Source organism: Pseudomonas wadenswilerensis (assembly GCF_900497695.1).
Classification (GTDB): Bacteria; Pseudomonadota; Gammaproteobacteria; order Pseudomonadales; family Pseudomonadaceae; genus Aquipseudomonas; species Aquipseudomonas wadenswilerensis.
In genome coordinates this window covers 663,522-687,973 of the sequence record NZ_UIDD01000007.1, presented here as the reverse complement: position 1 = coordinate 687,973, position 24,452 = coordinate 663,522, and the positions used below count along the sequence as shown (strand labels likewise).

The following is a 24,452-nucleotide window of genomic DNA, read 5'->3' as shown; positions in this document are numbered from 1 at the left end:
CACAAGCTGACAGGGAAAGTATTCCCTCTAGGTGCCTGGACCCTATCAGAAGAAACTGCCCGACTTTACTAACCAGCCGGGAAAGATCGTCGTGGAGTTGAATCCAGCAGCCAGCAGCTACAGTCATTCTGTTGACCTTCAGGCAGAGTCGCCGGGCGCTTATGAACTACGCGAGCAGCTGGAGCAGGCTTGCGTGGCGTTGGGCGAGGGCCGAGGTTCACGTCCCGAGGCCTATCAAAATCTATTGGCGTTTCTGGCGGCAAGTATCAGCGAAACGCAAATGTCGTCAGAGCAGCAGACGCTGGCTGAGCAGATACTGCATCAGGCAGGGCTCTCTGGCACTGACGCCAACCCCTTCGAACTGCTACCCCGACTTCTGCCCCGTAACGTGTCGGCACCTGCGCAGGAGGGGTCGCCTGAACATCAGCTTGGGGTGGCGGTATTTGAGGACAGCGATCTGGGGGCGTGCGTGTATTTCGATCGTACCGGCGGCGCGGACGCGTTCTCGGGTGCAGATGCCCTGTTGGAGAGCTTCCCCTGGGAGCTTGAAGTCCGCCCATCGCCACCGGGTAATCCATTCAGCGCACTGCTTGATATCCCGGTCCAGCGCCTGGAGCGGCGCAATGCGGTAATTATTGAAAGTGGCCGCCTTCTGCTGGGCCCTGATGAGGGGTGGGGAGCGATTGAGCGAAAAGGCCAGGACAACATGCTTGCTGAGCTGACGCAGCTTGCACAGGCTTTCAGAATGGACGAGCGACAACTCAAGGCCGCTGTGCCGGAGTTTCTGCTTGATGCACAAAGCGAGTGGCAAGGGTTCTTCAGAGAGGAGCATCCCACGCGTTTTCGCGAGCATGACGCAGTCTTCAACGAACGCTTTGAAGACCTTGAAGCAGCCCAGCCCCATCTGGAGGACGGGCTGTACCGCTTTTATATCGAGCAGTTGAGCTGTGACAAGGCCAAAGACGAGATCGACGTGTTCAAACAGTTGGTGATCGATCATTTCGCCGGTGTCGAAATTACCCGCCTTTGATCCAGCGCCTGCCTATTGCATTCAATGGGCGGGCGCAGGGCTTACACCTGCCCGAACCAATGCTGCCACGCTAGACGAACGGTCAATGCCAGCACCACGGTGATGAACACCGGGCGGATGAACTTGCTGCCGCCGCTGATGGCGGTGCGCGCGCCGAAAAATGCGCCGACCATCAGCGCCGAGCCCATCGACAGACCGACCAGCCAGTCGACCTGGCCGGAGAAGATGAACACCGACAGGGCTGCAGCGTTGCTGACGAAGTTCATGCTGCGCGCCACGCCGCTGGCCTTGACCAGGTCGATGGGGTAGAGCAGCAGCGTGCTGACGGTCCAGAATGCCCCGGTGCCGGGGCCGGCCACGCCGTCATAGAAGCCCAGGGTGAAGCCCTGGGGGATCTGCCACTTCTTTTTCACCGGTGCGTCGGCGTCCAGCGGCGCCTTGGGCGTGCCGCCGAACAGCAGGTACACGCCGCAGAGGAAGACGATCACCGGCAGCATCTTGTTCAGCCATTCGGCTGGCAGGTAGTGGGCCACCACCGCGCCAATCAAGGCGCCGATAAACGTGCCGACCAGGGCGTGGCGCCATTGCGCCGGATGAAACAGCTTGCGCCGGTAATAGGTGAAGCCGGCGGTGGCCGAGCCGAAGGTCGAGCTGAGCTTGTTGGTGCCCAGCACCAGGTGCGGTGGCATGCCGGCGGTGAGCAGGGCGGGGGTGGTGAGCAGGCCGCCGCCTCCGGCAATGGCATCGATGAAGCCGGCAACGAAAGCGACGGCGGCAAGAATCGCGAGGGTGGTGAGGTCTACGCTGAGTTCGAAAGGCATGGTCTGGGCTTAATCGACTGGGCGCAGAAGGGCTGCGCCGAAGGGTCGATATGGTAATGGAGATCGAGGCCGTCTGTCAGGCGCCTCATCGATCCTGAAGGCAGCCGCGAACGTGTGGGAGCGGGACTTGCCCGCGATCGAGCGCGAAGCGGTCGTAGGCTGCAATGGCCTCATCGCTGGCAAGCCAGCTCCCACACGGTACTCAGGACAAAAACCCACCATCGACATTCAACGCCACACCGGTGGTATAGCTCGACGCATCACTGGCCAGGTAGAGCACCGCGCCGGCCATCTCCTTCGGATCGGCCACGCGCTTGAGCGGGATCTGCTGCAGGGCGGTGTTGAGGATCGCATCGTTCTTGACCAGCGCCGAGGCGAACTTGGTGTCGGTCAGGCCCGGCAGCAGGGCGTTGCAGCGGATACCGAACGGCGCGCATTCCTTGGCGAAGACCTTGGTCATGTTGATCACCGCCGCCTTGGTCACCGAGTAGATACCCTGGAAGATCCCCGGCGACACGCCGTTGATCGAGGCGACGTTGATGATGCTGCCGCCACCGTTGTCGCGCATCAGCTTGCCGGCTTCCACCGACATGAAGAAATAACCGCGGATGTTGACGTCGACGGTCTTCTGGAAGGCGCCAAGATCAGTGTCCAGCACATTGCAGAACTGCGGGTTGGTGGCAGCGTTGTTGACCAGGATGTCCAGGCGCCCGAACTGCTCGCGAATGCCGGCGAAGACTTGGCCGATCTGCTCCATCTCACCGATATGGCAGGCAACCGCAGTGGCCTTGCCACCGGCGGCGATGATTGCATCGGCAACCTGCTGGCAGCCCTCTAGCTTGCGGCTGGAGACGATCACGTGGGCGCCTTGCTGGGCCAGCAGGTGGGCGATGGCTTCGCCGATGCCGCGACTGGCGCCGGAAACGAAGGCGACTTTGCCGTCGAGGTCGAACAGGTGAGTCTTGGACATGGTCTTTTCCTTGTTGTAGTCGTCAGAGTGGGGACTTGGCGATGACCTGCAGGCTCATGTGCTCCAGCAGCTTGTTCATGTGAATGAACTGGGCGAAGCGCTTGTCCTGGGTCTGGCCGTGGAAGAACCGGTAGTAGATCTGCTGGACAATGCCGGCCAGGCGGAACAGGCCGTAGGTGTAATAGAAGTCATAGTTGTCGATTTTGATGCCGGCGCGTTCAGCGTAGTAGTCGACGAACTGCTGGCGGGTCAGCATGCCCGGGGCATTGCTCGGTTGGCGGCGCATCAGTTGCACCGGCGCCGGGTCGTCGGCTTGAATCCAGTAGGCCAGGGTGTTGCCCAGGTCCATCAGCGGGTCGCCGAGGGTGGTCATTTCCCAGTCGAGCACACCGATGATGCGCATGGGGTTGTCGGCATCGAGGATGACGTTGTCGAAGCGATAGTCGTTGTGCACGATCGCAGGCTTGGGGTGGTCGGCGGGCATCTTCTCGCGCAGCCAGGCGATGACCTTTTCCCAGCGTGGCGCATCCGCGGTCAGGGCTTTTTCGTAGCGGCTGGCCCAGCCCTCGATCTGGCGTTGCACATAGCCTTCGGGTTTACCCAGGTCACCCAGGCCGCAAGCGTTGTAGTCCACCTGGTGGAGTTCGACCATGCGCTCGATGAAGCTCTTGCACAGCGCCTCGGTACGCTGCGCATCCAGGCCCAGCTCCGGTGGCAGGTCCGAGCGCAGGATGATGCCCTTGACCCGGTCCATGACGTAGAACTCACCGCCGATCAGCGCCTCGTCGGTGCAGTGCACGTAAGCCTTGGGGCAGTAGGGGAAACCGCTGTTGAGCTGGTTGAGGATGCGAAACTCGCGGCCCATGTCATGGGCGGATTTGGCCTTGTGGCCAAAGGGTGGCCGACGCAGCACGAACTCGCGCCCGGGGTACTGCACCAGGTAGGTCAGGTTCGAGGCGCCGCCGGGGAACTGGCTGATGCTCGGCGAGCCGCTCAGGCCCGGGATATGCGCCTTCAGATAAGGGTCGATCACCGCAGCGTCGAGTTCTTCGCCGGGGCGGACCTGGGTGGACTGGTCGGTGAGCGTCATTCGTTTCCCTTATGATCGGTGGGGCGGATCATTGGCAATTTAATAGGTTGCCCATCCCCTAACAAGCGTTGCCCAGCTGTTATAGACCGCTGTGTTGCGCTGCGATCACTGTGCCTGATGTGCCTGCGCCGCCATGACCGGCAAGGCTACATATATCTAACGCACCGAAGCGGGCGGGTTGAATTCAACTGGCCTATCCCAAACCGCTGGAGTGACGTACACCATGACATCCTCTCACCCTAACGTCGCCTTTCTACAGGCGCGCGTCCCCTCCTGGATCGCGCGGCTCAAACGCTCGGAGCTGGCGGCCGTGCTGCCCGACAGTGCAACCTCCAGCCAGCCGCAATGGTTGCGCAGCGCCTCCCGGCCAATGCGCAACGCCTTGCATGCCAGCCAGGCCCGCAGCCATGCTTCGCGCCACGAAGCTGCCCGGGCCTTCGCCGACCTGCAAAGCGCCTATGAATTTTGCGAACCTGTACTTGAAAACTGGCTCCAGACCCGCTTCAACGTGACTGTTGATATCCTCGAGGCCCGTTTTGTGAGGCGCGCCGCCGGCTTTCGAATTTCCAGCGTTTCGCTGTTCGAGGCAGCGTTGAAGAACTTCAGCCGCGATGAACTGATCGCGCTGGCAAGCGACAAGACCAGCGTGCTGACCGCAACCGACAGTGAAGCTCCCTATCCTGACCTGCTCTCGATCTCTGCGGCTGATTTCGCTGAGGGTTGTCGCGAGCTGGACCTGGGCAAACGCTATCAGGAACACCTGGAAAACGTGCTGCTCATGGGCGGCGACAAGGATGTTCTGCGCAGCAAGAAAAAGACCGCTATGCGCGACCTGATGGAGGTGCAAGCCAACATTGCCCGTATCAGGGACGATCTCGACGAACAGGGGTATGCAACGGTGCGGGCGTTGCTGAGGCAGTCCGCTGACGCACCGGCCGATGCGCCCCTGAAAGTTGCCTTGGCCCAGGGCAATGTTTTCGACGCCAGCCTGTGTACCCGTCTGGCGCTGTTCGGTGTGGCGTTGACGCAGATCGTGATCATAGCGCCTTCCACAGTCGACTCGACTGAGATTGTCCCCTGCATTGTCTACATCCCGGGCGATCCGCTGCATCCGTTCAAGCAGTATGCATCGCTCGAGGCCTTCAAGACTGACCTGATCAGTCGACTGGCGGATCGGGGGTTTCGGCGGTTTCTCGCCAGCTTTGCCACAATCAAGGAACGGCCAGGTTTTCTTGACCTGCTGGTGGACCCGCAAAGTCTGCGCCGTGCCCAGCATTGGCAGCAGGTTGACGTACGCCGCGAGCTGTTCGATGTGCTCTATAACGAAAGCGTTCAGTACATCAAGGATCAGTCTCGTGCGCTGGTGGTGAGCAGTCAGGACTGTGATGAGATGCTTCGTGGTGATCTGGACGCAGGCTACAACACCACTTTGGCGGTTCTGGGGGGCGCGACGCTGTTCATGCCCGTGATGGGGGTAGCCTTCACTGTCGTTCTGGCGGCAAAACTGCTGGCGAGACTCTTCCATGGCGCCGATCACTGGAATGTAAGGGTGCAGGAGACCGGGCAAGCTTTCTTGCGCGCGATCTTGCTCAACGCCGCGATTGCCGATGGCGAAGAAGAGGATGAGCTGACGGTGCCTTCAGCCATGGCCCGCCTGGTTGTGGTACGCCTGGACGATGGCCGTGAACAGCTATGGCATCCCGACCTGTTGCCTTATGCGCAGGACGTGCGCTGGAAGAACCAGTTGGCGCCGAACCGTCAGAACGGAATCTATGATGCCGACGGTAAACAGTGGGTACGGATCGACAACGATATCTACCAGGTCGAGAAAGACACCGAACTGGATAAATGGCGAATCCTGTCGCCCAGGGACCCGTCGTTGTTCCGCCCGGTGCTGGAACATAATGGTCAGGGCGCCTGGCACCATGTGATGGAGAAACCGCAACGCTGGAGCAAAGCGACCTTGCTGCGCCGCCTGGGAACTGTCGTTGAGCGGTTCGCAGCAGCAGAACTGCAACTGCTTGGCGACATCAGCGGCGTGACGATCGATGAACTGCGTCAGGTTTTCCGAGACGACCTGCCACTACCTATCGTGCTGCACGAAACGCTGTTGCGCCTTGCCGCGGATCGTCAGGTGCTGGGTTTGATCAGCCGGGCTCGCCGGGGAAGCCTGCTGGCTGAGGACTACTCGCCCGTCGTGCAAATTCTGGTGAAGCTGCCGAACTGGCCACCTGGTAAAACCATAGAGCTCTATGACAGCGTCGAGTATTGGGGGGCGCCGTTGCAAGTGCACGGTGATGGCCAAGAAGGGGTAGAGCCCTTGAAGGTGTCTCGCGCTGATCTGCAGCATAATCGCCTGATCGACCGGGTAGTCGAGGTGCTGGCGGATGCGCCACGGCGTCGACGTGACCTGAGCGACGACGAGGAAGAACCGCAGGAGGGTAACGCATCCCGGTGGGCTTCAGTGTGCGCCGACCTGGCGAACGGCCTGGAGCGCGTGCGTCGAGCCCTTTTCGAACAGTTCTACCACCATTCTGCGCCCTCCTTGCTGGATGTACCGGTGGATGACGAGCAGGTACTGATGACCTTGCAGCGACTGTTCCCCGGCTTGACCCGGTCGGTAGCGGCGCAGGTGCTACGTACGGTGGATGTACGCGAGCGAGCACTTTGGCAAGCCAGACAAGAGCCATCCATGGAATTGACCGAGCGTGTGGTGGAAGTCTCGCGCCGTGTTCGGCTGAGTCAGGCTTTCACCGACTTCGAGCTTGGCTATCTGCACAACGAAGACACCCAGCGACTGGCATTGAACCTCCTGGAGCATCTACCCGGCTGGCCTGGGCAATTGCGCCTGGAGTTACGTGAGTCCACCCGCACTGGCCGCCTGGTAGCGAGCGTGGGCGAGGTAAGCGCTACCAACAGCCGTGTGCTGGTGCGCACCGAACAGAACTGGCACCTGTATGACGCCGGCGGCCTGGGCCTTGGTACCACCAGCAGCGCACGCTATGGGTTTTTTGCCGGCCTGTTCGCCGCCTTGCCGGCACTCACGAGAAACGCCTTGCCGACCTCCATGGCCAGTGCCGAAGCGTTGCGCCGCAGGCTGCGTGACCTGGCGACCGAGCAGCCGGAGCGCGCGCGCAGGCTGCTGGGGATCGCGGCACCGCCGCGCTGGCTTGAAGCCAGTCTGCCGGCTGTGGCGGGGCGCCGGGCCTACCCGGGCCATAGCGTGGTCAACAGGTTGTTCGGCTCGCGCACACTGCAACAGCGCCTGGAGGCCATGTTCGTCGACGACACGCCCGAGCAGATCGCCGTGCGGCTTGAACGCCTGGCCGGCAGTCAGGAGCAGAGTGAACAAGCCGTGGCAGCGCTTGAGCGAGCATCGATTGCATTCAGCGTTTCACTGGACAACTGGGTAGAGGGCCGTGCATTCGATATCGTGCTGCACGGGCATGACCAGCATTACTGGGTGAGGAGTCAGCAACGCCAGCAAATTGCCCAACTGCTTAGCGCTGCGTGGCGCTTGCGCGCGGTCGACAACCGGGTGATCAGGCTGCCATCGGGCGGCATCCAGTTGCGTCTGAGCGGGCTGGCGCTCGACAGCCTGCCAGTATTGAACGGCGAGCTGGCGGGGGTGGAGATTCTGGTGCTCAGCGCCCTGGACATCACCAGCATTCCCGATGGATTTCTGCGGGCGTTTCCCAATCTGCGCGACCTGCAGATCGAAGGTATTGCGCTGCAATCCTTGCCCACCGACATCGGTCAGTTGCCGGCGCTGGAGTATCTGCTCCTTACCTGTCCGGGTATGAGCCCCGAAGCCTTGGCGCCATTGCGCCACTCAACCAGTCTTACAGCGTTGTACATCGAGTTTGCCACACCTGCCCCGACGCTCTGGACCACGGAGCATCTTGCGGCACTGGCTGCCATCGATACCCTCAGGGAGTTGTCCATTTTTGCCAGTCAGGCTCGGTTCGAAGCTGGGGCATTGGTGTCGTTGGCGCAGTTGCACCGACTAATGCTGATCAACAACCAGATCACCCTCGACGCCGACACCGTGGGCCAGTGGCAGGGTTTGACCCGCCTGCAGCACCTTGACCTCTCCGGCAACCCTCTGGGGAGGGCGCCTCAGCTGGGCAGCCTGACGGGGCTGCAGCGACTGCGCCTGGACCAGACCGGGATCACCGAGTGGCCGCAGGGCCTGGAAACCTTGCCCTCGTTGACCCTGGTATCGCTGCTGGGTAACCGTTTCACACAAGTCCCGGCGGGGGCTGGGCGGGTGCCGGGATTGAGGCTGACGCTGCCGTACCTGCCGCAGGCTGAACGCGCCAGGGTGGAGGGGGAAATGATCGCAGCGGGCAACCCCCATCGTGCGATGGAGTGGGCGCAGCACGAACCGGTCATGAACCTGGTCGAAGGTGGTAATGCTTTGCAAAGAGTCAATTGGCAGATCATGCGCGAGAATCAGGGCGTTGGCATGCGTCTGCTCTTCGATGTCCTTGAACGCATGAGTCGTACCGAGTCCGCCTGGCTCAACCGCGATGCATTCTTGCAAACAGTGCATTCTCTGTTTGACCAGATGTATGAGCGGCAGGTGCTGCGCGAAGCGATTGGTAGAGCCGTGGTGCTCTACACCAACGAGGCGCGTGATGACTTCTACATCCTTGACCAGGTGCTGGAGTACGCGCAGGCGCAACGAGCCATCCAGCAGAGGGGGGACGCACGCAGCGTATTGATCACTCAAGGGCGTTTGCGCGGCCGCTCGCGCGCCTTGTTTCGTTACGTCGAGGCGCATTTTCATGAGTGGCGCCAGCCTGGGCGGGCAATCGAACTGTACGAGGTGTTCGAGGACTTCCACTTCAGGTTGGCCCAGCGTTTGCCGATGACCCTGCCATTGCTGGGGCGGGCGATTCGCACCCCCCACGACTGGATCACAGAGACCCACTTGCAAGCGGCGCTGGATGCGGTGTCGAGCAGCGAAGCCCGTGAACTGGGCAATTGGCTTCGCACTGAAGGCTACTGGGCCGGCTACCTGCGAGCGGTGTTTGCAGAGCGTTATGGGTTGCTCAATGAGCGCGCACGAATGGCCAGGGATTACCTCAATGCGCTGGCTGAAGGGCGCGAGCAACCAGAGGCGCTGGACGATGAAGTGAGAGATCTGCTGGCGATGGCCATGCAAGTGCAGCCGGCATCGGTTGCGACGGTGGCTCATGATCCTGAGCGTATGACGCAATGGCGTGACAGGTTGGAGACCCTTGTCGGTCAGCAGCGTGCAGCGCTGTCTGTGACATTGACCGAGGAAGTCATCACACCGGTGGCGCCGGCCTGACACTGCGATGTACGGCAAAAAAAAACCGAAGCCCAGGCTTCGGTTTTTTATCGCTGCAAGCCGATCAGGCCGGGAACAGCTCGCTCAGTTTCATCGACAGCATCATGTCGCCTTCAACGCGCAGCTTGCCGCCCATGAAAGCCTGCATGCCGTCGGTGTCGCCGCTGACGATACCCTTGAGGGTTTCGCTGTCCAGCACCAGGGTGCAGTTGGCGTCGGCGTTTTCGCCTTCCTGGATTTCGCAGGTGCCATCCTTGACGATGAGGGCGTAGTGCTTGTCTTCGTCAGTGATGTTGAAACCGAAAACCAGGTCCAGGCCGGCGGCAGCGGCTGGGTTGAATTTGGCTTTCATCGCTTCGACGGCTTTTGCTACATCGCTCATGGTGTGTTCCTTATTAAGTGATTTGCGTGACGGTTGAGGTCACAACGAGCCGGGGTTCATCGGTAGGTGATGAGCTCCGGCGCCTTCAACAGCTGCACATGGGCCTGGCTGTTGAAGGAAGCCAGGGCCACCTCGCGGCCACGAAACTTCAATTGGCTGAGCGAGGTGTTGATGATCTGCCAGTTCAGCTCGAAAGCCTGGCCGGCAGTGATACGGGTCACCAGGTGGAGCAGGGCGGCGATGGTGCCGCCCGAAGTAAAGATCGCAATGTTGTCGCCGTTGCCGGCCTGTTGCAGCACCCGCTGCAGGCCGCCGTCGACACGCTGGACAAACCCCTGCCAGCTCTCGGCGCCTTCGCAGGCATGTTCGCCAGCGTGCCAGCGCTGCACCAGCAAGGCGAACAGGCGCTGGAACTCGCTGCGGTTCTGCGTGCCGTTGCGCAACACGTGCAAGGCCTCAGGCTCGTCCGGCAACAGGCCGGGCAGCAGGCCGCGGATTACACCATCGGCATCGAATTCGTTGAAGGCGTTGTCCGTTTCCAGCGCCGGTACCGCAGCACCGGCTGCCTGCAGGCGTGCCAGGGCCAGGCGCGCGGTATCCTGCTGGCGGCGCAGGTCGCCGGCCAGGCAGCGGTCCAGGCGCAGGCCCAGTTGCGCCAGATGCTCGCCGAGGGCCTCGCTCTGGCGCATGCCCACGGGCGAGAGGACGTCATAGTCGTCTGCACCAAATGAAGCCTGGCCATGTCGAATCAGGTAGATACTGCCCACGTCGTCCGCCTGCGCTAAGGATGAGCCGAGGTTAGGTTGCCACCGTCGGGCTGTCAACGAAAAAACATACAAGCGTTTGAAAAGAGCGTTTGAACTGCATTGCCGAACATTTCCTACGCTGGCAGGGGCAGGGCGGCCTCGGTATGCTTGACTATCGGTTCGCGCCGTACGGGCGCAGGCATGTTAAGGAGTTACTGTGGAGTTTCTTGCAGAGTACGCAAGCTTTCTCGCCAAGACCGCGACCCTGGTGATCGCATTTCTGATTGTCCTATCGGCGATTGCCGGTTTGCGCGGCAAGGGCCGGCGCAAGGGCGGCGGGCAGTTGCAGGTCAACAAGCTCAACGAGTTCTACAAGGACTTGCGCGAGCGCCTGGAAAGCAGCCTGCTGGACAAGGCCCAGCTCAAGGCCTTGCGCAAGCAGCAGGCCAAGGCCGAAAAACAGCAGAAGAAAAAGCCCGAAGAAAAAAGCCGGGTGTTCGTCCTCGACTTTGACGGCGACATCAAGGCCTCGGCCACCGAGAGCCTGCGCCATGAAATCAGCGCCGTGCTGAGCCTGGCCACGGCCCAGGACGAGGTGGTGCTGCGCCTGGAAAGCGGCGGCGGCATGGTTCACAGCTATGGCCTGGCCGCTTCGCAACTGGCGCGAATTCGCCAGGCCGGCGTGCCATTGACGGTGTGCATCGACAAGGTCGCTGCCAGTGGTGGTTACATGATGGCCTGCATCGGCGACAAGATCGTCAGCGCGCCGTTTGCCATCCTCGGTTCGATCGGCGTGGTGGCGCAGTTGCCCAACGTCAACCGCCTGCTGAAAAAGCACGATGTCGACTTCGAGGTGTTCACCGCCGGTGAATACAAACGCACCGTGACCGTATTTGGCGAGAACACCGAGAAGGGCCGGGAAAAGTTCCAGGAAGACCTGGATATCACCCACCAGCTGTTCAAGGATTTTGTTTCGCGCTATCGCCCGCAGTTGCACATTGATGATGTGGCTACCGGTGAAGTCTGGCTGGGTGTAGCTGCGCTGAACAAACAGCTGGTCGACCAGTTGATGACCAGCGATGAGTACCTGAGTCAGCGAGCCCGCGAAGCCAACCTCTACCACCTGCACTTTGCCGAACGCAAAAGCCTGCAGGAGCGCGTCGGCCTGGCGGCCAGTGGTTCGCTCGAGCATCTGGCGGTCAAGCTCTGGAGCCGTCTCAGTGGGCGTCTTTGGTAACCGGCAACCCCCGCGGCGCGCAATGCGCAAGCATTAATTAGCACCCAGGTGGTGCTGCCGGCAGGTCTCCTAGGCGTTCAAGCCAACAGGAGACCTGCCATGACCACCCCCCCTCCAGTATCCGTTCCCGGCCTGCATGGCCCCTTCATCTTGCAACGCCTGCCCGCCTGGATCAGGCACGCCAGGCCCGAAAACTTCGACCAGATGGGTGCCCACCTGCTGCCGGAACAGCATGGTCGCGACCAGGGCGACTGGTTTGCGAGCGCCAGCGAAGTTGAAAAAAAACTGTTGGCCGATTACCAGGTGCGCAGCCGCCGTTCCGGGCAGCGCCTGGCCCGTGAGCTGAAGGACTTCAAGGGCATTGGCGCGTTTTGCGAACCCTTGCTCAAGGCCCGCCTCAAGGCTGACCTCGGTGTCGAGCCTGATATCGACAACGATGAGTTCGTGCGTATCGAGCGCGAATCGGTGTTGCTGGGGTCAATGCTCAAGACCGTCCCGCGCCGCCAGCGCCTGATGCAGGCCGCGTTGCAGAACTTTGCCGCCGACAGCGAGTTTGAAGACGGTACCGCGCTGGCCCCCAAGGATGCGTTCTTCCTTGAGCGGGTGCCGGGTAGCGAGCAGGGCTACCCGCGTTTTCGCTATCGCTACTCGCAAAAGCTCGATATCGAACCCCAGGCGTTTGCCCGCTTGTGCCATGACCTGGATCTGGGTGGGCAGTACCAGCGCCACCTGGGCGAGGTGTTCGAGCATCCGCGCAGCAGCACCAGGCGCCGTAGCCTGGCCATCGAACTGAACAAGGACCTGCTGCGGGTCCGTCTGCAGGTCGCTTTTCTCAAACAGCAGATCAGCGAGCAGGCCCGCGCGGTGCTGCTGGAGCTGGTCCAGGACGGGCGGGCACCACGCTGGGGTGGCAAGCCGGTGCGCTGCAGCCAGCTGAGCATGTTTGGCGTGCCGTTGTCCGAGGTGCTGGTGATCGGTCCCGAGCGTGACGACAATGGCGTCGAGCCGGTGCTCCTCTACCTGCCGGGGGCGCCTGACGCGCCGCTCAAGGAGTACCCGTCGGTGCGCGCGGCCAGGGATGACCTCAAGGTCAGATTACGCCAACCCGCCTACCAGGCACTGCTGCGCAGCTATGTGCCGCACTCGTCGCAAGAACATGTGTTGTCGCGGCTGCAGGATACCCTGTATCACCTGGTCAATGATGGCGATGGCCTGTACTGGCGGCGGCCGAACCCGGGCGCCAACCTGCATGTGCGCGAGACGTTCATCGACCAGGAGCTGTTTGGCTATTTGCAGGATCGCCATGTGCAGAAGATCAAGGATGACGCCCGTGCCCTGGCGGTGCCGAGTGCTGACGTCGACGACCAGGCCTGGCGCGCCCGTCTCGCTTACTGGGAGTCGATCGGTTTCAACCTGCTCAATGCCGCCGCGTTCTTTGTCCCGTCGCTCGGTGCCGTGATGGCTGCAGTGGCTGCGGCGCAACTGATCGGCGAGGTGGTCGAAGGGGCCCATGCCTGGGAGGCTGGCGATCTGGACGAAGCCTGGGCGCACCTCAAGTCGGTCGGCCTCAACATCGCCGTCGTCGCCGGGCTGGGCGTCGCCGGCAGGGCGCTCGAGCCGGTCGCGGCGAGCGAGACGATCAATGGCCTGGTCAAGGTCAGGCTTCCAGACGGTCAGCAGCGATTGTGGCAGCCTGCGCTGGACGACTACGCCCGTGAAGTTAATCTGCAAGGGATCGAACCTGATGCCAATGGCCATTACCTGGCAGATGGCAAGCGCTACATCCGCCTGGGCAGCGACACCTTCGAGGTTGCCCAGGCAGGCGACGGCCAGTGGCAGGTCTTGCACCCATCTGACCCAACGGCCTACCGCCCCTTGCTCGATCACAATAGCGACGGTGCCTGGCTGGCCCATGGCGAGCAGCCATTGGCCTGGAGCCGTCTGCAGCTGCTGCGCCGTTCAGGACACGCAACCGAGGGGCTGACTGACACTGAGTTGCTGCAGGCGGGCGAAATCAGTGGTATCGATGACAATACCTTGCGTGCGGTCCATGCTGGCCAGCGGGCGCTGCCGCCGCTGCTGGCCGATACCCTGCAGCGTTTGCGCCTGGACCGTCAGCTCGATACCTGGATCGGCAAGCTGCGCAGCGGCTCGCCAGGAGGTATTGGCCGCGGATTCAGTGCGGTACTGGCGACAGAGCTGCCAGGCTGGCTGAACCTGCCGATCGAAGTATTTCGAGGCGCCGGGTTATCGGGCGACTCAGCGATCTACGGCCTCGATCGGTGGCCCGATACCGAGACGTTCAAGGTGTTGATGAGTGAGCTGCACGACAACCGCTTGCCGGAAGTGATCCTGCAGCGTCTGGATGAACCGGCGATCAAGCGCCTGGTGGGTGTCCATGTGCCGCGAAGCGAACGACTGCAGGTGCTGCGCGACGCCTTGGCGACCCGTGCTGAACAACGGCGCGTGGCCATTTTCGACAGTATCTATGCCACCCCAGGCGAGCAGGCCAGCGCTGAAGTGCGCCTGCTGCAGCGAAGCTTCCCTGCGCTGGCGCTGCAAGCCGCCGAAGAGCTGGTTGGCCATGCGACCCCGGCTGAGCGGGAGCAAATGCGCCAAGTGCTTGCCCGGGTTCCCCTGCGCCTGGCGGAGGAAGCCCGGCTGTACCAGCGCCAGGTTCGCCTGAACCGCGCCATGGAAGGGATGTTCGAGCCCAGGCTGGCGAGCCTGGACAGTGACCGGCTGATGGTCGGCCTGCTGGAGCACTTGCCCGGCTGGAGTGGCCAGGTGCGCCTGCAGGTGCATGAAGGTTCGGCTGATGGCCAGTTGCTTATGGCCGCCGGAGAGCCTGACGCAACACTGAAGACCTTGCTGCGCAAAGACGGCCGTTACAGTGCCTATGATGCCGAAGGTAACGAGTTGACGGTCAACGACGATATGGCCGGCGCACTGCTCAAGACCCTGCCTGACAGTGAGCGTCAGGCGCTGGGGCTGCAGCTTTACCAACCCATGCGCCTGCGTACGCAATTGACGGCACTGGCGAGCGGTGACCGGCTTCGGGCCGCGAAATTAATCGGCCAGCAACCTGTGCGCCCCTGGCTGCGTACGCCCATGCGCCTGGCCGATGGCCGTATCGGCTATCCGCTCAGCGGTCGCGGTGCTGCCGACCGCCGTTTCGACAGTGGCTTGCTCAATCAGCTGCGCAGCCTCTACCCGATCCTGGAGCCGGAACAGGCTGAACGCTTCCTTGAAGAGCTGGGGCTGACCGATGCCGAAAGGCTCGCAGCACTGGAACGTCGTCGCAGTGAATACAGTCAGCTGACCGATGCCTTGAATCAGTGGGTCGAGCGTGGGCAATACACGGATGCGGGCAACGATCGCATCGAAGTTGTCGATGAACGGGTGTTGCGTCAGGTTGCCGAGAAAATCAGGAAAGCCTGGCGCCGGGAAACCGCCAGCGTGCGTGCCGGCGACGGGCGTTTCATCGGTTACCGCCTGGATCTGAGCAACCTGCGCCTCGGCGCGCTGCCGACGTTGACGGCAGACTTCAGTCATGTGGCTGACGTGCGCCTTTCAGGCATGAACCTGCAATCGGTGCCGTCGGGGTTTTTGCAGGTGTTCACCAGGCTGCGCTGGCTCAACCTCAGCAATAATCGCCTGACCGGGCTTGCCGATGCGCTGGCTGAGTTGCAGGGTTTGACCAAGTTGGAGCTGCAACGCAACCGTCTGGTGATGAACGAGGCGATGAGCGCGGTACTTTCGCGATTGCCGGGGTTGAAGCTGCTGTACTTGAACGACAACCCGCTTGGTCAGCCACCCGCTGTTGCGACGATGCCGGAGCTGATCAACCTGTCCTTGAAAAACACCGCTATCAGTACTTGGCCAGTCGGCGTGTTCGAGCTTGAAAACCTGGCGGTACTGGACCTGCGCGACAACCGTATCATCCACATCCCCGACACCGTTTTCGAGCCGGCCGGCCAGGCGCAGCGAGTCGAGCGGATCAATGGCATCACCAGTCTGCATGGCAACCCGCTGGATGCAGGCAGCCTCGAACGCCTGGAGGCCTATCGTCAGCGCACGGGCGTGACCCTGGGGGTGCTGCCGACGGTGCGCGGTGCGCATCTGCAGGCGCCTGCATCAACGGCGCAAGCCTCGGCGCGCTGGCTGGAGGGGGCGGACGCGAGCCGAGCGGCGCAGATCCGCGACTACTGGCAGGCGTTGTCGGAAGACCCGGCCAGTGGCGAGTTCTTCCGCTTGCTCAATGACCTGGGTGAGAGTACCGATTTCACTCAGGCTTACCGGGCGTTGTGTGAGCGGGTCTGGCGGATGCTCAAGGCCGCCAGCGACAGTACCCGTCTGCGTGAAGAGCTGTTCGAGTTCGTGGCGCATCCGAATACCTGTTCAGACGGCGTCATCCTGGTGTTCAGCCAGCTGGAGGTACTGGTGCTGGTGCAAGAGGCCTACGAGGCAGGCACTGCGGTGGGCACGGAATATGCGCTGATCGACCTGGCGCGTGGCCTGGGTCGCCTGGACAGTGTCGAGCGCATTGCCTTGCGCGACATCGCCGCGCGCCGTGCAGCCAGAATTCGCGTGGACGAGGTGGAAGTGCGCCTGTTCTATCGAATAAAGCTGGCGCAGCGTCTGGGGCTTCCGGGGCAACCGCAAACCATGCGGTTCGCGAACATGGCCAATGTCACTGCGGCGCAACTGGACAGCGCCGCAGCCGAAGTGCTGGCAGCGGAGACCCCCGAGGCCATGAAAAGCGCGATTGCCAGTCGGGACTTCTGGATAACCTTTCTCAAATCGCGCTACGGTGAGCGTTTCGACGAGGTCAACAAGCCTTTCTTTGCCCGGCTCGAAGCGCTGGAGGCAGACAAGGGTTCAATGCGCGATCAGGTTTATCGCACGCGAGTGGAAACCATCCAGCAACGTCGCGGCGCCGATGAGCAGCGTTTGATCGAGACCTTGACCACGCAGATCTGGAACAGCATCCCCGATCAGGTCACCCGTCTGTAAATAGCCGGCTGCCGTGCCTGGCAATTGAAGTTGATCGCGGGGTAAACCCGCTCCCACCAGATGACATCGGTAGGAGCGGGCTTGCCCCGCGATGCATTCAGCGACGGCGGAACAGCGGTTGCGGTTCGTCAGTGGCGGCCTGGTAGGTCACCGAAAAGTCTTGCAGGCTTTGCAGCGCTTCGACCGGGTCCTTGTCGGCACGCAGGGCGAAGGCATCGAAGCCGCAACGCTTCATGTAGAACAGCTGGTCACGCAGCACGTCGCCAATGGCGCGCAGCTCGCCGGTGAACTTGTAGCGGTCGCGCAGCAGGCGCGCATTGGAGTAGTTGCGCCCGTCGGTGAAGGCCGGGAAGTTCAGGGCAATGACCTGGAACTGGTTGGCGACTTCGCCGATCTCTTCCGCTTCTTCATCGGCGTCCAGCCATACGCCCAGGCCGCCGTCGCGGGCCATGAGCATATGGCCGTGTTCACGCCACAGCTGCAGCGGAACAATGTAGTCGTCGCAGTTGGTCACTTCGTCGATGCTGAAGTCCTTGGGCAGCAGGTGCCAGGTTTCATCGACAATCTCGTTGTTCTTAATGATTCGCTGCATAGACGCGTTCCTTGAATGGGTCGATGCCAATACGTTGGTAGGTGTCGATGAAGCGCTCGTCTTCGGTACGTCTTTCAACGTAGACGTCGATCAGCTTCTCGATCACATCCGGCATGTCGTCCTGGGCAAAGGAAGGGCCGAGGATCTTGCCCAGGCTGGCGTCGCGGCTGGCGCTGCCACCCAGGGAGACCTGGTAGAACTCTTCGCCTTTCTTGTCCACCCCGAGGATGCCGATATGGCCGACGTGGTGGTGACCACAGGCGTTCATGCAACCGGAGATGTTCAGGTCCAGCTCTCCGATGTCGAACAGGTAATCGAGGTCGTCGAAACGGCGCTGGATGGATTCGGCGATCGGGATCGACTTGGCGTTGGCCAGGGAGCAGAAGTCACCGCCCGGGCAGCAGATGATGTCGGTCAGCAGGCCGATGTTCGGCGTGGCCAGGCCATTTTCGCGCAGCTCCAGCCACAGGGCGTGCAACTGGCTCTGCTCGACGTCGGCGAGGATGATGTTCTGCTCGTGGGAGGTGCGCAGCTGGCCGAAGCTGTAGCGCTCGGCGAGGTCGGCAACGGCATCCAGTTGCTTGTCGGTCAGGTCGCCTGGCGCCACGCCGGTGGGCTTGAGCGACAGGGTCACGGCCACGTAGCCGGGCTTCTTGTGCGCCAGCACGTTGCGCGTGCGCCAGCGGGCAAAGCCCGGGTGCTGTTGTTCGAGTTCGCTGAAGTCGAGGTTGTCCAGCGCCTTGTAGTCCGGGTCGACGAAGTGCTTGGCCACGCGGTGCACTTCGGCTTCGGTCAGGGTGCTGCTGCCGCCGCGCAGGTGGACCATCTCGGCCTCGACCTTCTCGGCAAACACTTCAGGGGTGAGCGCCTTGACCAGGATCTTGATCCGCGCCTTGTACTTGTTGTCGCGACGGCCGTAGCGGTTGTACACCCGCAGGATCGCGTCAAGGTAGCTGAGCAGGTCCTGCCAGGGCAGGAACTCGTTGATGAAGGCGCCGACCACCGGGGTACGGCCCAGGCCGCCACCGACCAGTACGCGGAAACCCAGTTCGCCGGCTGCGTTGTACACCGGCTCCAGGCCGATATCGTGCACTTCGATGGCCGCGCGGTCGCTGCTCGAGCCATTGATGGCGATCTTGAACTTGCGCGGCAGGTAGGCGAATTCCGGGTGGAAGGTGGTCCACTGGCGGACGATCTCGCACCATGGACGCGGGTCGATCACTTCATCGGCAGCGACACCGGCGAACTGGTCGGTGGTGACGTTGCGCAGGCAGTTGCCGCTGGTCTGGATCGCGTGCATCTGCACGGTGGCCAGCTCTGCCAGAATTTCCGGGATGTCTTCCAGGGCTGGCCAGTTGTATTGCACGTTCTGCCGGGTGCTGATGTGGGCGTAGCCCTTGTCGTAGTCGCGCGCGATCTTCGCCAGCATCCGTGTCTGGCGCGACGTCAGCTGGCCATACGGCACGGCGACCCGCAACATCGGGGCAAAACGTTGGACATAGAGGCCATTTTGCAGGCGCAGGGGGCGGAACTCTTCTTCGCTCAGTTCACCGGCCAGGTAGCGGCGGGTCTGATCACGGAACTGCTTGACGCGGTCCTCGATGATCCGCTGATCGTACTCGTCGTATACGTACATAGGGGTCCTGTTCTCAAGCTGCTTGCAGCTAATCGCGCGCACGGCCGCGCACTCCGATGCGGAGCCGAAGAAAGATAGCAGTTTGCGTTTATGCGCAAAAGTGAAGTTTTTGCATATGAAAAGAACCATTTGGACTAAGTGAGACTGAATGGCGTTTAGCCAATGTGCCACTACGGCCGGTTATAATGAGTGGTTTGAATAGCGGGAGCGTCAACGCATGCTCAAGGCCTTGTGCCAAAGCCTTTGCCTGAGCCTGCCACTGGTGGCTGGCGCGCAGGCGGCTTCAGTGGTGTTTCTCAATCCGGGCTATTCCAACGAGACCTTCTGGGTCAGTTATTCGCGTTTCATGCAGGCCGCCGCCGACGACCTGGGCATGCAGTTGAGTATCAGGTACAGCGAGCGCCGGCCGGAGCTGGCACTGACCCAGGCCGTTGAAGTGCTCGAAGGCCAGCAGCGCCCGGACTACCTGGTGCTGGTCAACGAACAGTACATCGCTCCGGAGATTATCCGCCTGTCCCGCGGCAGCGGGGTCAAGCTGTTTCTGGTCAACAACGGCCTGACGCCGAACCAGGCCGAGCTGATCGACAACAACCCGGACAAGTACCCGCCGTTGCTCGGGACCCTGGTGGGCAATGACGAGCAGGCCGGCTACCAGATGCTCAAGATGCTGATAGCCTTGCGTGCCCAGCCGGGCCTGACCCGGCCGCTGGAATTACTGGCGTTTTCCGGGCTCAAGAACACTCCGGCTTCGCAGCTGCGCGAGCAAGGCATGCGCCGCGCCCTGGCCGAGCACCCTGAAGTGCGCCTGCGCCAGGTGGTGTATGGCGGCTGGGGCAGGCAGCGCGCGTACGAGCAGGCAACGCAACTGTTGCAGCGTTACCCGAAGATCGAGCTGGTGTGGTCGGCCAACGACGAGATGGCCTTGGGTGCCATGCAGGCGTTTGAAGAAGTAGGGCGCGTGCCGGGCAAGGACGTGCTGTTCAGCGCCGTCAACAGTTCGCAGGCGGCCTTGCAGGCGCGCATTGACGGGCGCCTGAGCGTGCTGATGGGTGGGCACTTCTCGCTGGGCGGCTGGGCTATGGTGTTACTGCACGATGATGCGCTGAAACTGCCAAGCGAGCTCGATGGCCGTCGCGAATTTCAGGTACCGGTCCTGCAGTTGATCGACCCGCTGCGGGCGCGGCGCTGGTTGAACCTGCAGGAGCAGGCCGACTACGGCCTGGATTTCAACCGCTACAGCGCCCAGGGGCATCCGGCCGATTACCGTTATCCGTTTCTCAAGGCCCCCGTCGATTATTGAAAAGCCCCTGCTTGAGCAATGGGCATTGCTGGACTTAACTGCAACGGGTGACATGCATTCCCATAACCACTACAAGAGGCGATGCAATGGGAAACTCGACCAAAGCGGGTAAGAATGACAGCAGTGTCGATGCCTGGGCGATACTCTGTCTGATCATCCTGGTTGTGGTGACCGCGGTGTATTGGGTCAGCCACCAGTGACATCACGCGATGGGTAACAGTAAACCGCCCGCAGAATGGACATCTGCGGGCGGACTGCTGTTCAGCGGGCGGTAAGGTGCATGGCCAGTTGCACCAGCCCGATCAGTACCAGAATGAAGAGCAAGGTGAACACGGTGCCCAGCGCAATGAAGTGGCTGGCCTTGCCGTGGTTGAAGTCGCGGGCGCGGTTCTTGCCGCTCTGCACCCCGAAGGCTGCTGCCAGGATGCTTTGCAGCATCTGCCAGAAAGTCGGGGGTTTGCCTTGGGCGGGTTCGTCCATGAGGGGCTCCTTGTAGAAGGCATCTCCCCCAGTGTAGACGGAAGCTGCAAGCTATGAGCCTCAAGCTACAAGAGGCTGATGCGCCCGCTTGCAGCTTGCAGCTTGTAGCTTGCAGCTTGCAGCTTCAGATGTCATAGCCGAGGTTAGGCGCCAACCAGCGTTCACTCACGCTCAGGTCCTGCCCCTTGCGCGCCGTGTAGCTCTGCACCTGGTCCTTGTCGACCTTGCCCACGGCAAAGTACTGCGCCTGCGGGTGGGCGAAGTACCAGCCGCTGACCGCCGCCGCCGGGAACATGGCGAAGTGCTCGGTGAGGAACACGCCGCTCGGCCCGGTTTCGCCGATGGCGGTGCCGTCGAGCAGGCGGAACAGGGTTTCCTTCTCGGTATGGTCCGGGCAGGCCGGGTAGCCCGGGGCAGGGCGGATACCCGAGTACTGTTCCTTGATCAGCGCTTCGTTGTTCAGGTGCTCGTCCTTGGCGTAACCCCAATAGGTTTTACGCACCTGTTCGTGCAGCCACTCGGCGCAGGCCTCGGCCAGGCGGTCGGCGAGGGCCTTGACCATGATCGAGTTGTAGTCGTCGCCCTTGTCCTGGTAAGCCTTGGCCACTTCCTCGGCGCCGATGCCGGCGGTGGTGATGAAGCCACCGACGTAGTCGGTGATACCGGTTTCCTTTGGCGCGACGAAGTCGGCCAGGGAGAAGTTCGGCTTGTTGTCCGGCTTGATGGTCTGCTGGCGCAGGTGGTGCAGTTGCGCCAGCGGCTGGCCGTCGGCGCCATAGACTTCGATGTCGTCATGGTTGACCTGGTTGGCCGGCCAGAAGCCGAACACCGCGCGGGCGCTGATCAGCTTCTCGTCGATCAGCTTGGCGAGCATGTCCTGGGCATCCTTGAACAGCGCAGTGGCCGCTTCACCGACCACTTCGTCGGTGAGGATGCGCGGGTACTTGCCGGCCAGGTCCCAGGAGATGAAGAACGGCGTCCAGTCGATGTATTCGGCCAGCACCTTGAGGTCGATGTCCTCCAGCACTTTCACCCCGGTGAAGCTCGGTACCACCGGCTGATAAGCGGCCCAGTCGTATTGTGGCTTGGCGGCAATCGACTGTTCGTAGCTCAGGCGCTCGGTGCGGGCGCTGCGGTTGGCGGTGCGCTCGCGGACTTCAACGTAGTCCTGGCGGGTCTTTTCGACGAAGCCCGGCTTGAGCTCCTTGGACAGCAACTGGGTGGCGACCCCCACGGCACGCGAGGCGTCGGTGACGTAGATCACCGCGTCGTTGCTGTACTTGGGCTCGATCTTCACCGCCGTGTGCGCCTTGGAGGTGGTGGCGCCGCCGATCATCAGCGGCAGGTGGAAGTCCTGGCGCTGCATCTCGCGGGCAACATGGACCATCTCGTCCAGCGACGGGGTGATCAGCCCGGACAGGCCGATGATGTCGCACTTCTGCTCGCGGGCGGTCTGCAGGATCTTCTCGGCCGGCACCATGACGCCGAGGTCGACGATGTCATAACCGTTGCAACCCAGCACCACGCCGACGATGTTCTTGCCGATGTCGTGCACGTCACCCTTGACCGTGGCCATGAGGATCTTGCCCTTGGCTTGGGGCTTGTCGCCTTTTTCCAGTTCGATGAACGGGATCAGGTGGGCCACCGCCTGCTTCATTACCCGCGCCGATTTGACCACCTGGGGCAGGAACATCTTGCCGGCGCCGAACAGGTCGCCGACCACGTTCATGCCGCTCATCAGCGGGCCTTCAATCACCTCGATGGGGCGCGCGCACTGCTGGCGGCATTCTTCGGTGTCTTCGACGATGAAGGCGGTGATGCCCTTGACCAGCGCGTGTTCCAGGCGCTTGCCAACCGGCAGCGAGCGCCATTCCTCGTTCTCGACTTCCTTGACCGCGCCGCCGCCCTTGTAGTCGTCGGCGATAGCGAGCAGGGCGTCGGTGCCATGCGGGGTGCGGTTGAGCACCACGTCCTCGACCTTCTCGCGCAAGGCTGGCGGGATCTCGTCGTAGATCTCCAGCTGCCCGGCGTTGACGATACCCATGGTCAGGCCATTCTGGATCGCGTGGTAGAGGAACACCGAGTGGATCGCCTCGCGCACCGGGTTGTTGCCACGGAACGAGAACGACACGTTGGATACCCCGCCCGAGGTCAGGGCGTAGGGCAGATGGTCGCGAATGTAGGCGCAGGCTTCGATGAAGTCGACGGCGTAGTTGTTGTGCTCTTCGATGCCGGTGGCGACGGCGAAGATGTTCGGGTCGAAGATGATGTCTTCCGGCGGGAAGCCCACTTCATTGACCAGGATGTCGTAGCTGCGCTGGCAGATCTCGCGCTTGCGCGCGGCGGTGTCGGCTTGGCCGACCTCGTCGAAGGCCATCACCACCACGGCGGCGCCGTAGCGCTTGCACAGCTTGGCGTGATGCTTGAAGGCCTCGACGCCTTCCTTCATCGAGATCGAGTTGACGATGCCCTTGCCCTGGATGCACTTGAGACCGGCTTCGATCACTTCCCATTTGGAGGAGTCGATCATGATCGGTACGCGGGAGATGTCCGGCTCACCGGCGATCAGGTTGAGGAACTTGACCATGGCCGCCTGGGAATCGAGCATCCCTTCGTCCATGTTGATGTCGATCACCTGGGCGCCGGCCTCGACCTGCTGCAGGGCGACTTCCAGGGCTTCGGTGTAGTTCTCTTCGCGGATCAGCCGGGCGAACTTGGCGGAACCGGTGATGTTGGTGCGCTCACCGACGTTGACGAACAACGAGTTGCGGTCAATGGTGAACGGCTCCAGACCCGACAGCCGGCACGCCTTGGGAATGTCCGGAATGGCCCGTGGCGGGTACTTGCTGACCGCCTCGGCAATCGCCTGGATATGCCCCGGCGTGGTGCCGCAGCAGCCGCCGATGATGTTCAAGAAGCCGCTGGCGGCGAATTCCTCGACCACCTCGGCCATCTCGGCCGGGGTTTCGTCGTACTCACCGAAGGCGTTGGGCAGGCCGGCGTTGGGGTGCGCCGAAACATGGGTGCCGGCCTTGGTCGACAGCTCTTCGAGGTACGGCCGCAGGTCCTTGGCGCCGAGGGCGCAGTTCAGGCCCACCGAGATCGGGTTGGCATGGCGCACCGAGTTCCAGAAAGCTTCGGTGGTCTGCCCGGACAGGGTACGGCCGGAGGCGTCGGTGATGGTCCCGGAAATCATGATCGGCAATTCGACGCCGTCTTCTTCGAACACCTGCTGCACGGCGAAGATCGCCGCCTTGGCGTTGAGGGTGTCGAAGATGGTCTCGATCAGGATCAGGTCGGCGCCGCCCTCGATCAGGCCACGGGTCGCCTCGATGTAGTTTTCTACCAACAGATCGAAGGTGACGTTGCGGTAGCCCGGGTCGTTGACGTCGGGGGAGATCGAGCAGGTGCGGCTGGTCGGGCCGAGCACGCCGGCGACGAAGCGCGGTTTGTCCGGGGTTTCGAGGGTCTTGGCGTCGGCCACCTGGCGGGCGATGCGCGCGCCTTGCACGTTGAGCTCGTAGACCAGCGCTTCCATGCCGTAGTCGGCCTGGGAAATCTGCGTGGCGTTGAAGGTGTTGGTTTCGAGAATGTCGGCGCCGGCGTCCAGGTAGGCCTTCTCGATGGCGGCGATGACGTCGGGGCGCGACAGCAGCAACAGGTCGTTGTTGCCTTTGACATCGCTTGGCCAATCGGCGAAGCGCGTGCCACGATAGTCGTGTTCCTCGAGGCGGTAGCTTTGGATCATAGTACCCATGCCGCCATCGAGAATCAGGATGCGCTCTTTGAGTGCTTGCTGAAGTGCTTGGAAACGAGCGCTGCGGTCAGACAT

The 24,452-nt window shown here is 62.1% G+C and carries 14 protein-coding genes; 5 read left to right on the top strand and 9 right to left on the bottom strand.

The features are described from left to right. The first annotated feature begins 31 nt into the window (after positions 1–31). Positions 32–1,030, top strand: coding sequence for a hypothetical protein (locus CCOS864_RS14195; protein WP_115086884.1), 999 nt, complete (start codon positions 32–34; stop codon positions 1,028–1,030). A gap of 41 nt (positions 1,031–1,071) precedes the next feature. Here CCOS864_RS14195 and CCOS864_RS14190 read toward each other — a convergent pair whose 3' ends face one another. From CCOS864_RS14190 to CCOS864_RS14180, 3 genes are all read right to left on the bottom strand, one after another. After that, entirely contained in the window at positions 1,072–1,851 is a 780-nt protein-coding gene (locus CCOS864_RS14190) for a TSUP family transporter (RefSeq protein ID WP_115086883.1), read from the bottom strand. Between the two features lie 202 nt (positions 1,852–2,053). Next, on the bottom strand, positions 2,054–2,821 hold the full coding sequence (locus CCOS864_RS14185; protein WP_115086882.1) for an SDR family oxidoreductase: 768 nt from the start codon (positions 2,819–2,821) through the stop codon (positions 2,054–2,056). Between the two features lie 22 nt (positions 2,822–2,843). Then, positions 2,844–3,911, bottom strand: a complete 1,068-nt coding sequence (locus tag CCOS864_RS14180; RefSeq protein WP_115086881.1) for a phosphotransferase family protein — start codon at positions 3,909–3,911, stop codon at positions 2,844–2,846. Between the two features lie 178 nt (positions 3,912–4,089). Between CCOS864_RS14180 and CCOS864_RS14175 the strand changes: the two genes are divergently transcribed. Beyond that, positions 4,090–9,231: a dermonecrotic toxin domain-containing protein gene (locus CCOS864_RS14175; RefSeq protein ID WP_208644379.1), complete on the top strand. Its 5,142-nt coding sequence runs from the start codon at positions 4,090–4,092 to the stop codon at positions 9,229–9,231. A gap of 64 nt (positions 9,232–9,295) precedes the next feature. Here CCOS864_RS14175 and CCOS864_RS14170 read toward each other — a convergent pair whose 3' ends face one another. Beyond that, the gene (locus CCOS864_RS14170; protein WP_028941938.1) at positions 9,296–9,613 is read right to left on the bottom strand and encodes an SCP2 sterol-binding domain-containing protein; all 318 of its coding nucleotides are present in this window, start codon (positions 9,611–9,613) and stop codon (positions 9,296–9,298) included. 56 nt (positions 9,614–9,669) lie between these two features. Next, on the bottom strand, positions 9,670–10,380 hold the full coding sequence (locus CCOS864_RS14165) for a histidine phosphatase family protein (RefSeq protein WP_115086879.1): 711 nt from the start codon (positions 10,378–10,380) through the stop codon (positions 9,670–9,672). Between the two features lie 196 nt (positions 10,381–10,576). On the opposite strand from CCOS864_RS14165, the gene sohB reads away from it, so the two are divergent. Together sohB and CCOS864_RS14155 are read left to right on the top strand one after the other, a co-directional pair. Next, the gene (gene sohB, locus CCOS864_RS14160) at positions 10,577–11,596 is read left to right on the top strand and encodes a protease SohB (protein ID WP_115086878.1); all 1,020 of its coding nucleotides are present in this window, start codon (positions 10,577–10,579) and stop codon (positions 11,594–11,596) included. Between the two features lie 99 nt (positions 11,597–11,695). Further along, positions 11,696–16,612 (top strand): NEL-type E3 ubiquitin ligase domain-containing protein, encoded by a 4,917-nt coding sequence (locus CCOS864_RS14155; RefSeq protein ID WP_115086877.1) that lies wholly within the window; start codon positions 11,696–11,698, stop codon positions 16,610–16,612. Between the two features lie 97 nt (positions 16,613–16,709). On the opposite strand, the gene CCOS864_RS14150 is transcribed toward CCOS864_RS14155, so the two are convergent. Continuing rightward, positions 16,710–17,204, bottom strand: a complete 495-nt coding sequence (locus CCOS864_RS14150) for a DUF934 domain-containing protein (RefSeq protein WP_115086876.1) — start codon at positions 17,202–17,204, stop codon at positions 16,710–16,712. Beyond that, complete coding sequence (locus CCOS864_RS14145) at positions 17,188–18,840, bottom strand: nitrite/sulfite reductase (RefSeq protein ID WP_115086875.1); 1,653 nt, start codon at positions 18,838–18,840, stop codon at positions 17,188–17,190. Before CCOS864_RS14145 ends, CCOS864_RS14150 begins: the two co-directional genes overlap by 17 nt. A 217-nt stretch (positions 18,841–19,057) precedes the next feature. On the opposite strand from CCOS864_RS14145, the gene CCOS864_RS14140 reads away from it, so the two are divergent. Then, positions 19,058–20,140: an ABC transporter substrate-binding protein gene (locus CCOS864_RS14140; protein ID WP_115086874.1), complete on the top strand. Its 1,083-nt coding sequence runs from the start codon at positions 19,058–19,060 to the stop codon at positions 20,138–20,140. A gap of 261 nt (positions 20,141–20,401) precedes the next feature. Here CCOS864_RS14140 and CCOS864_RS14135 read toward each other — a convergent pair whose 3' ends face one another. Together CCOS864_RS14135 and metH are read right to left on the bottom strand one after the other, a co-directional pair. Next, positions 20,402–20,620, bottom strand: a complete 219-nt coding sequence (locus tag CCOS864_RS14135; RefSeq protein WP_010223692.1) for a DUF2970 domain-containing protein — start codon at positions 20,618–20,620, stop codon at positions 20,402–20,404. 124 nt (positions 20,621–20,744) lie between these two features. Beyond that, complete coding sequence (gene metH, locus CCOS864_RS14130) at positions 20,745–24,452, bottom strand: methionine synthase (protein WP_115086873.1); 3,708 nt, start codon at positions 24,450–24,452, stop codon at positions 20,745–20,747.

What these genes read in the sequence shown, in the direction of transcription:
- CCOS864_RS14190 (WP_115086883.1), bottom strand. Translation starts at nt 1,851, where the DNA reads ATGCCTTTCGAACTCAGCGTAGACCTCACCACCCTCGCGATTCTTGCC.
- CCOS864_RS14155 (WP_115086877.1), top strand. Translation starts at nt 11,696, where the DNA reads ATGACCACCCCCCCTCCAGTATCCGTTCCCGGCCTGCATGGCCCCTTC.
- CCOS864_RS14135 (WP_010223692.1), bottom strand. Translation starts at nt 20,620, where the DNA reads ATGGACGAACCCGCCCAAGGCAAACCCCCGACTTTCTGGCAGATGCTG.
- CCOS864_RS14170 (WP_028941938.1), bottom strand. Translation starts at nt 9,613, where the DNA reads ATGAGCGATGTAGCAAAAGCCGTCGAAGCGATGAAAGCCAAATTCAAC.
- CCOS864_RS14150 (WP_115086876.1), bottom strand. Translation starts at nt 17,204, where the DNA reads ATGCAGCGAATCATTAAGAACAACGAGATTGTCGATGAAACCTGGCAC.
- CCOS864_RS14145 (WP_115086875.1), bottom strand. Translation starts at nt 18,840, where the DNA reads ATGTACGTATACGACGAGTACGATCAGCGGATCATCGAGGACCGCGTC.
- CCOS864_RS14180 (WP_115086881.1), bottom strand. Translation starts at nt 3,911, where the DNA reads ATGACGCTCACCGACCAGTCCACCCAGGTCCGCCCCGGCGAAGAACTC.
- CCOS864_RS14185 (WP_115086882.1), bottom strand. Translation starts at nt 2,821, where the DNA reads ATGTCCAAGACTCACCTGTTCGACCTCGACGGCAAAGTCGCCTTCGTT.
- metH (WP_115086873.1), bottom strand. Translation starts at nt 24,452, where the DNA reads ATGTCTGACCGCAGCGCTCGTTTCCAAGCACTTCAGCAAGCACTCAAA.
- CCOS864_RS14140 (WP_115086874.1), top strand. Translation starts at nt 19,058, where the DNA reads ATGCTCAAGGCCTTGTGCCAAAGCCTTTGCCTGAGCCTGCCACTGGTG.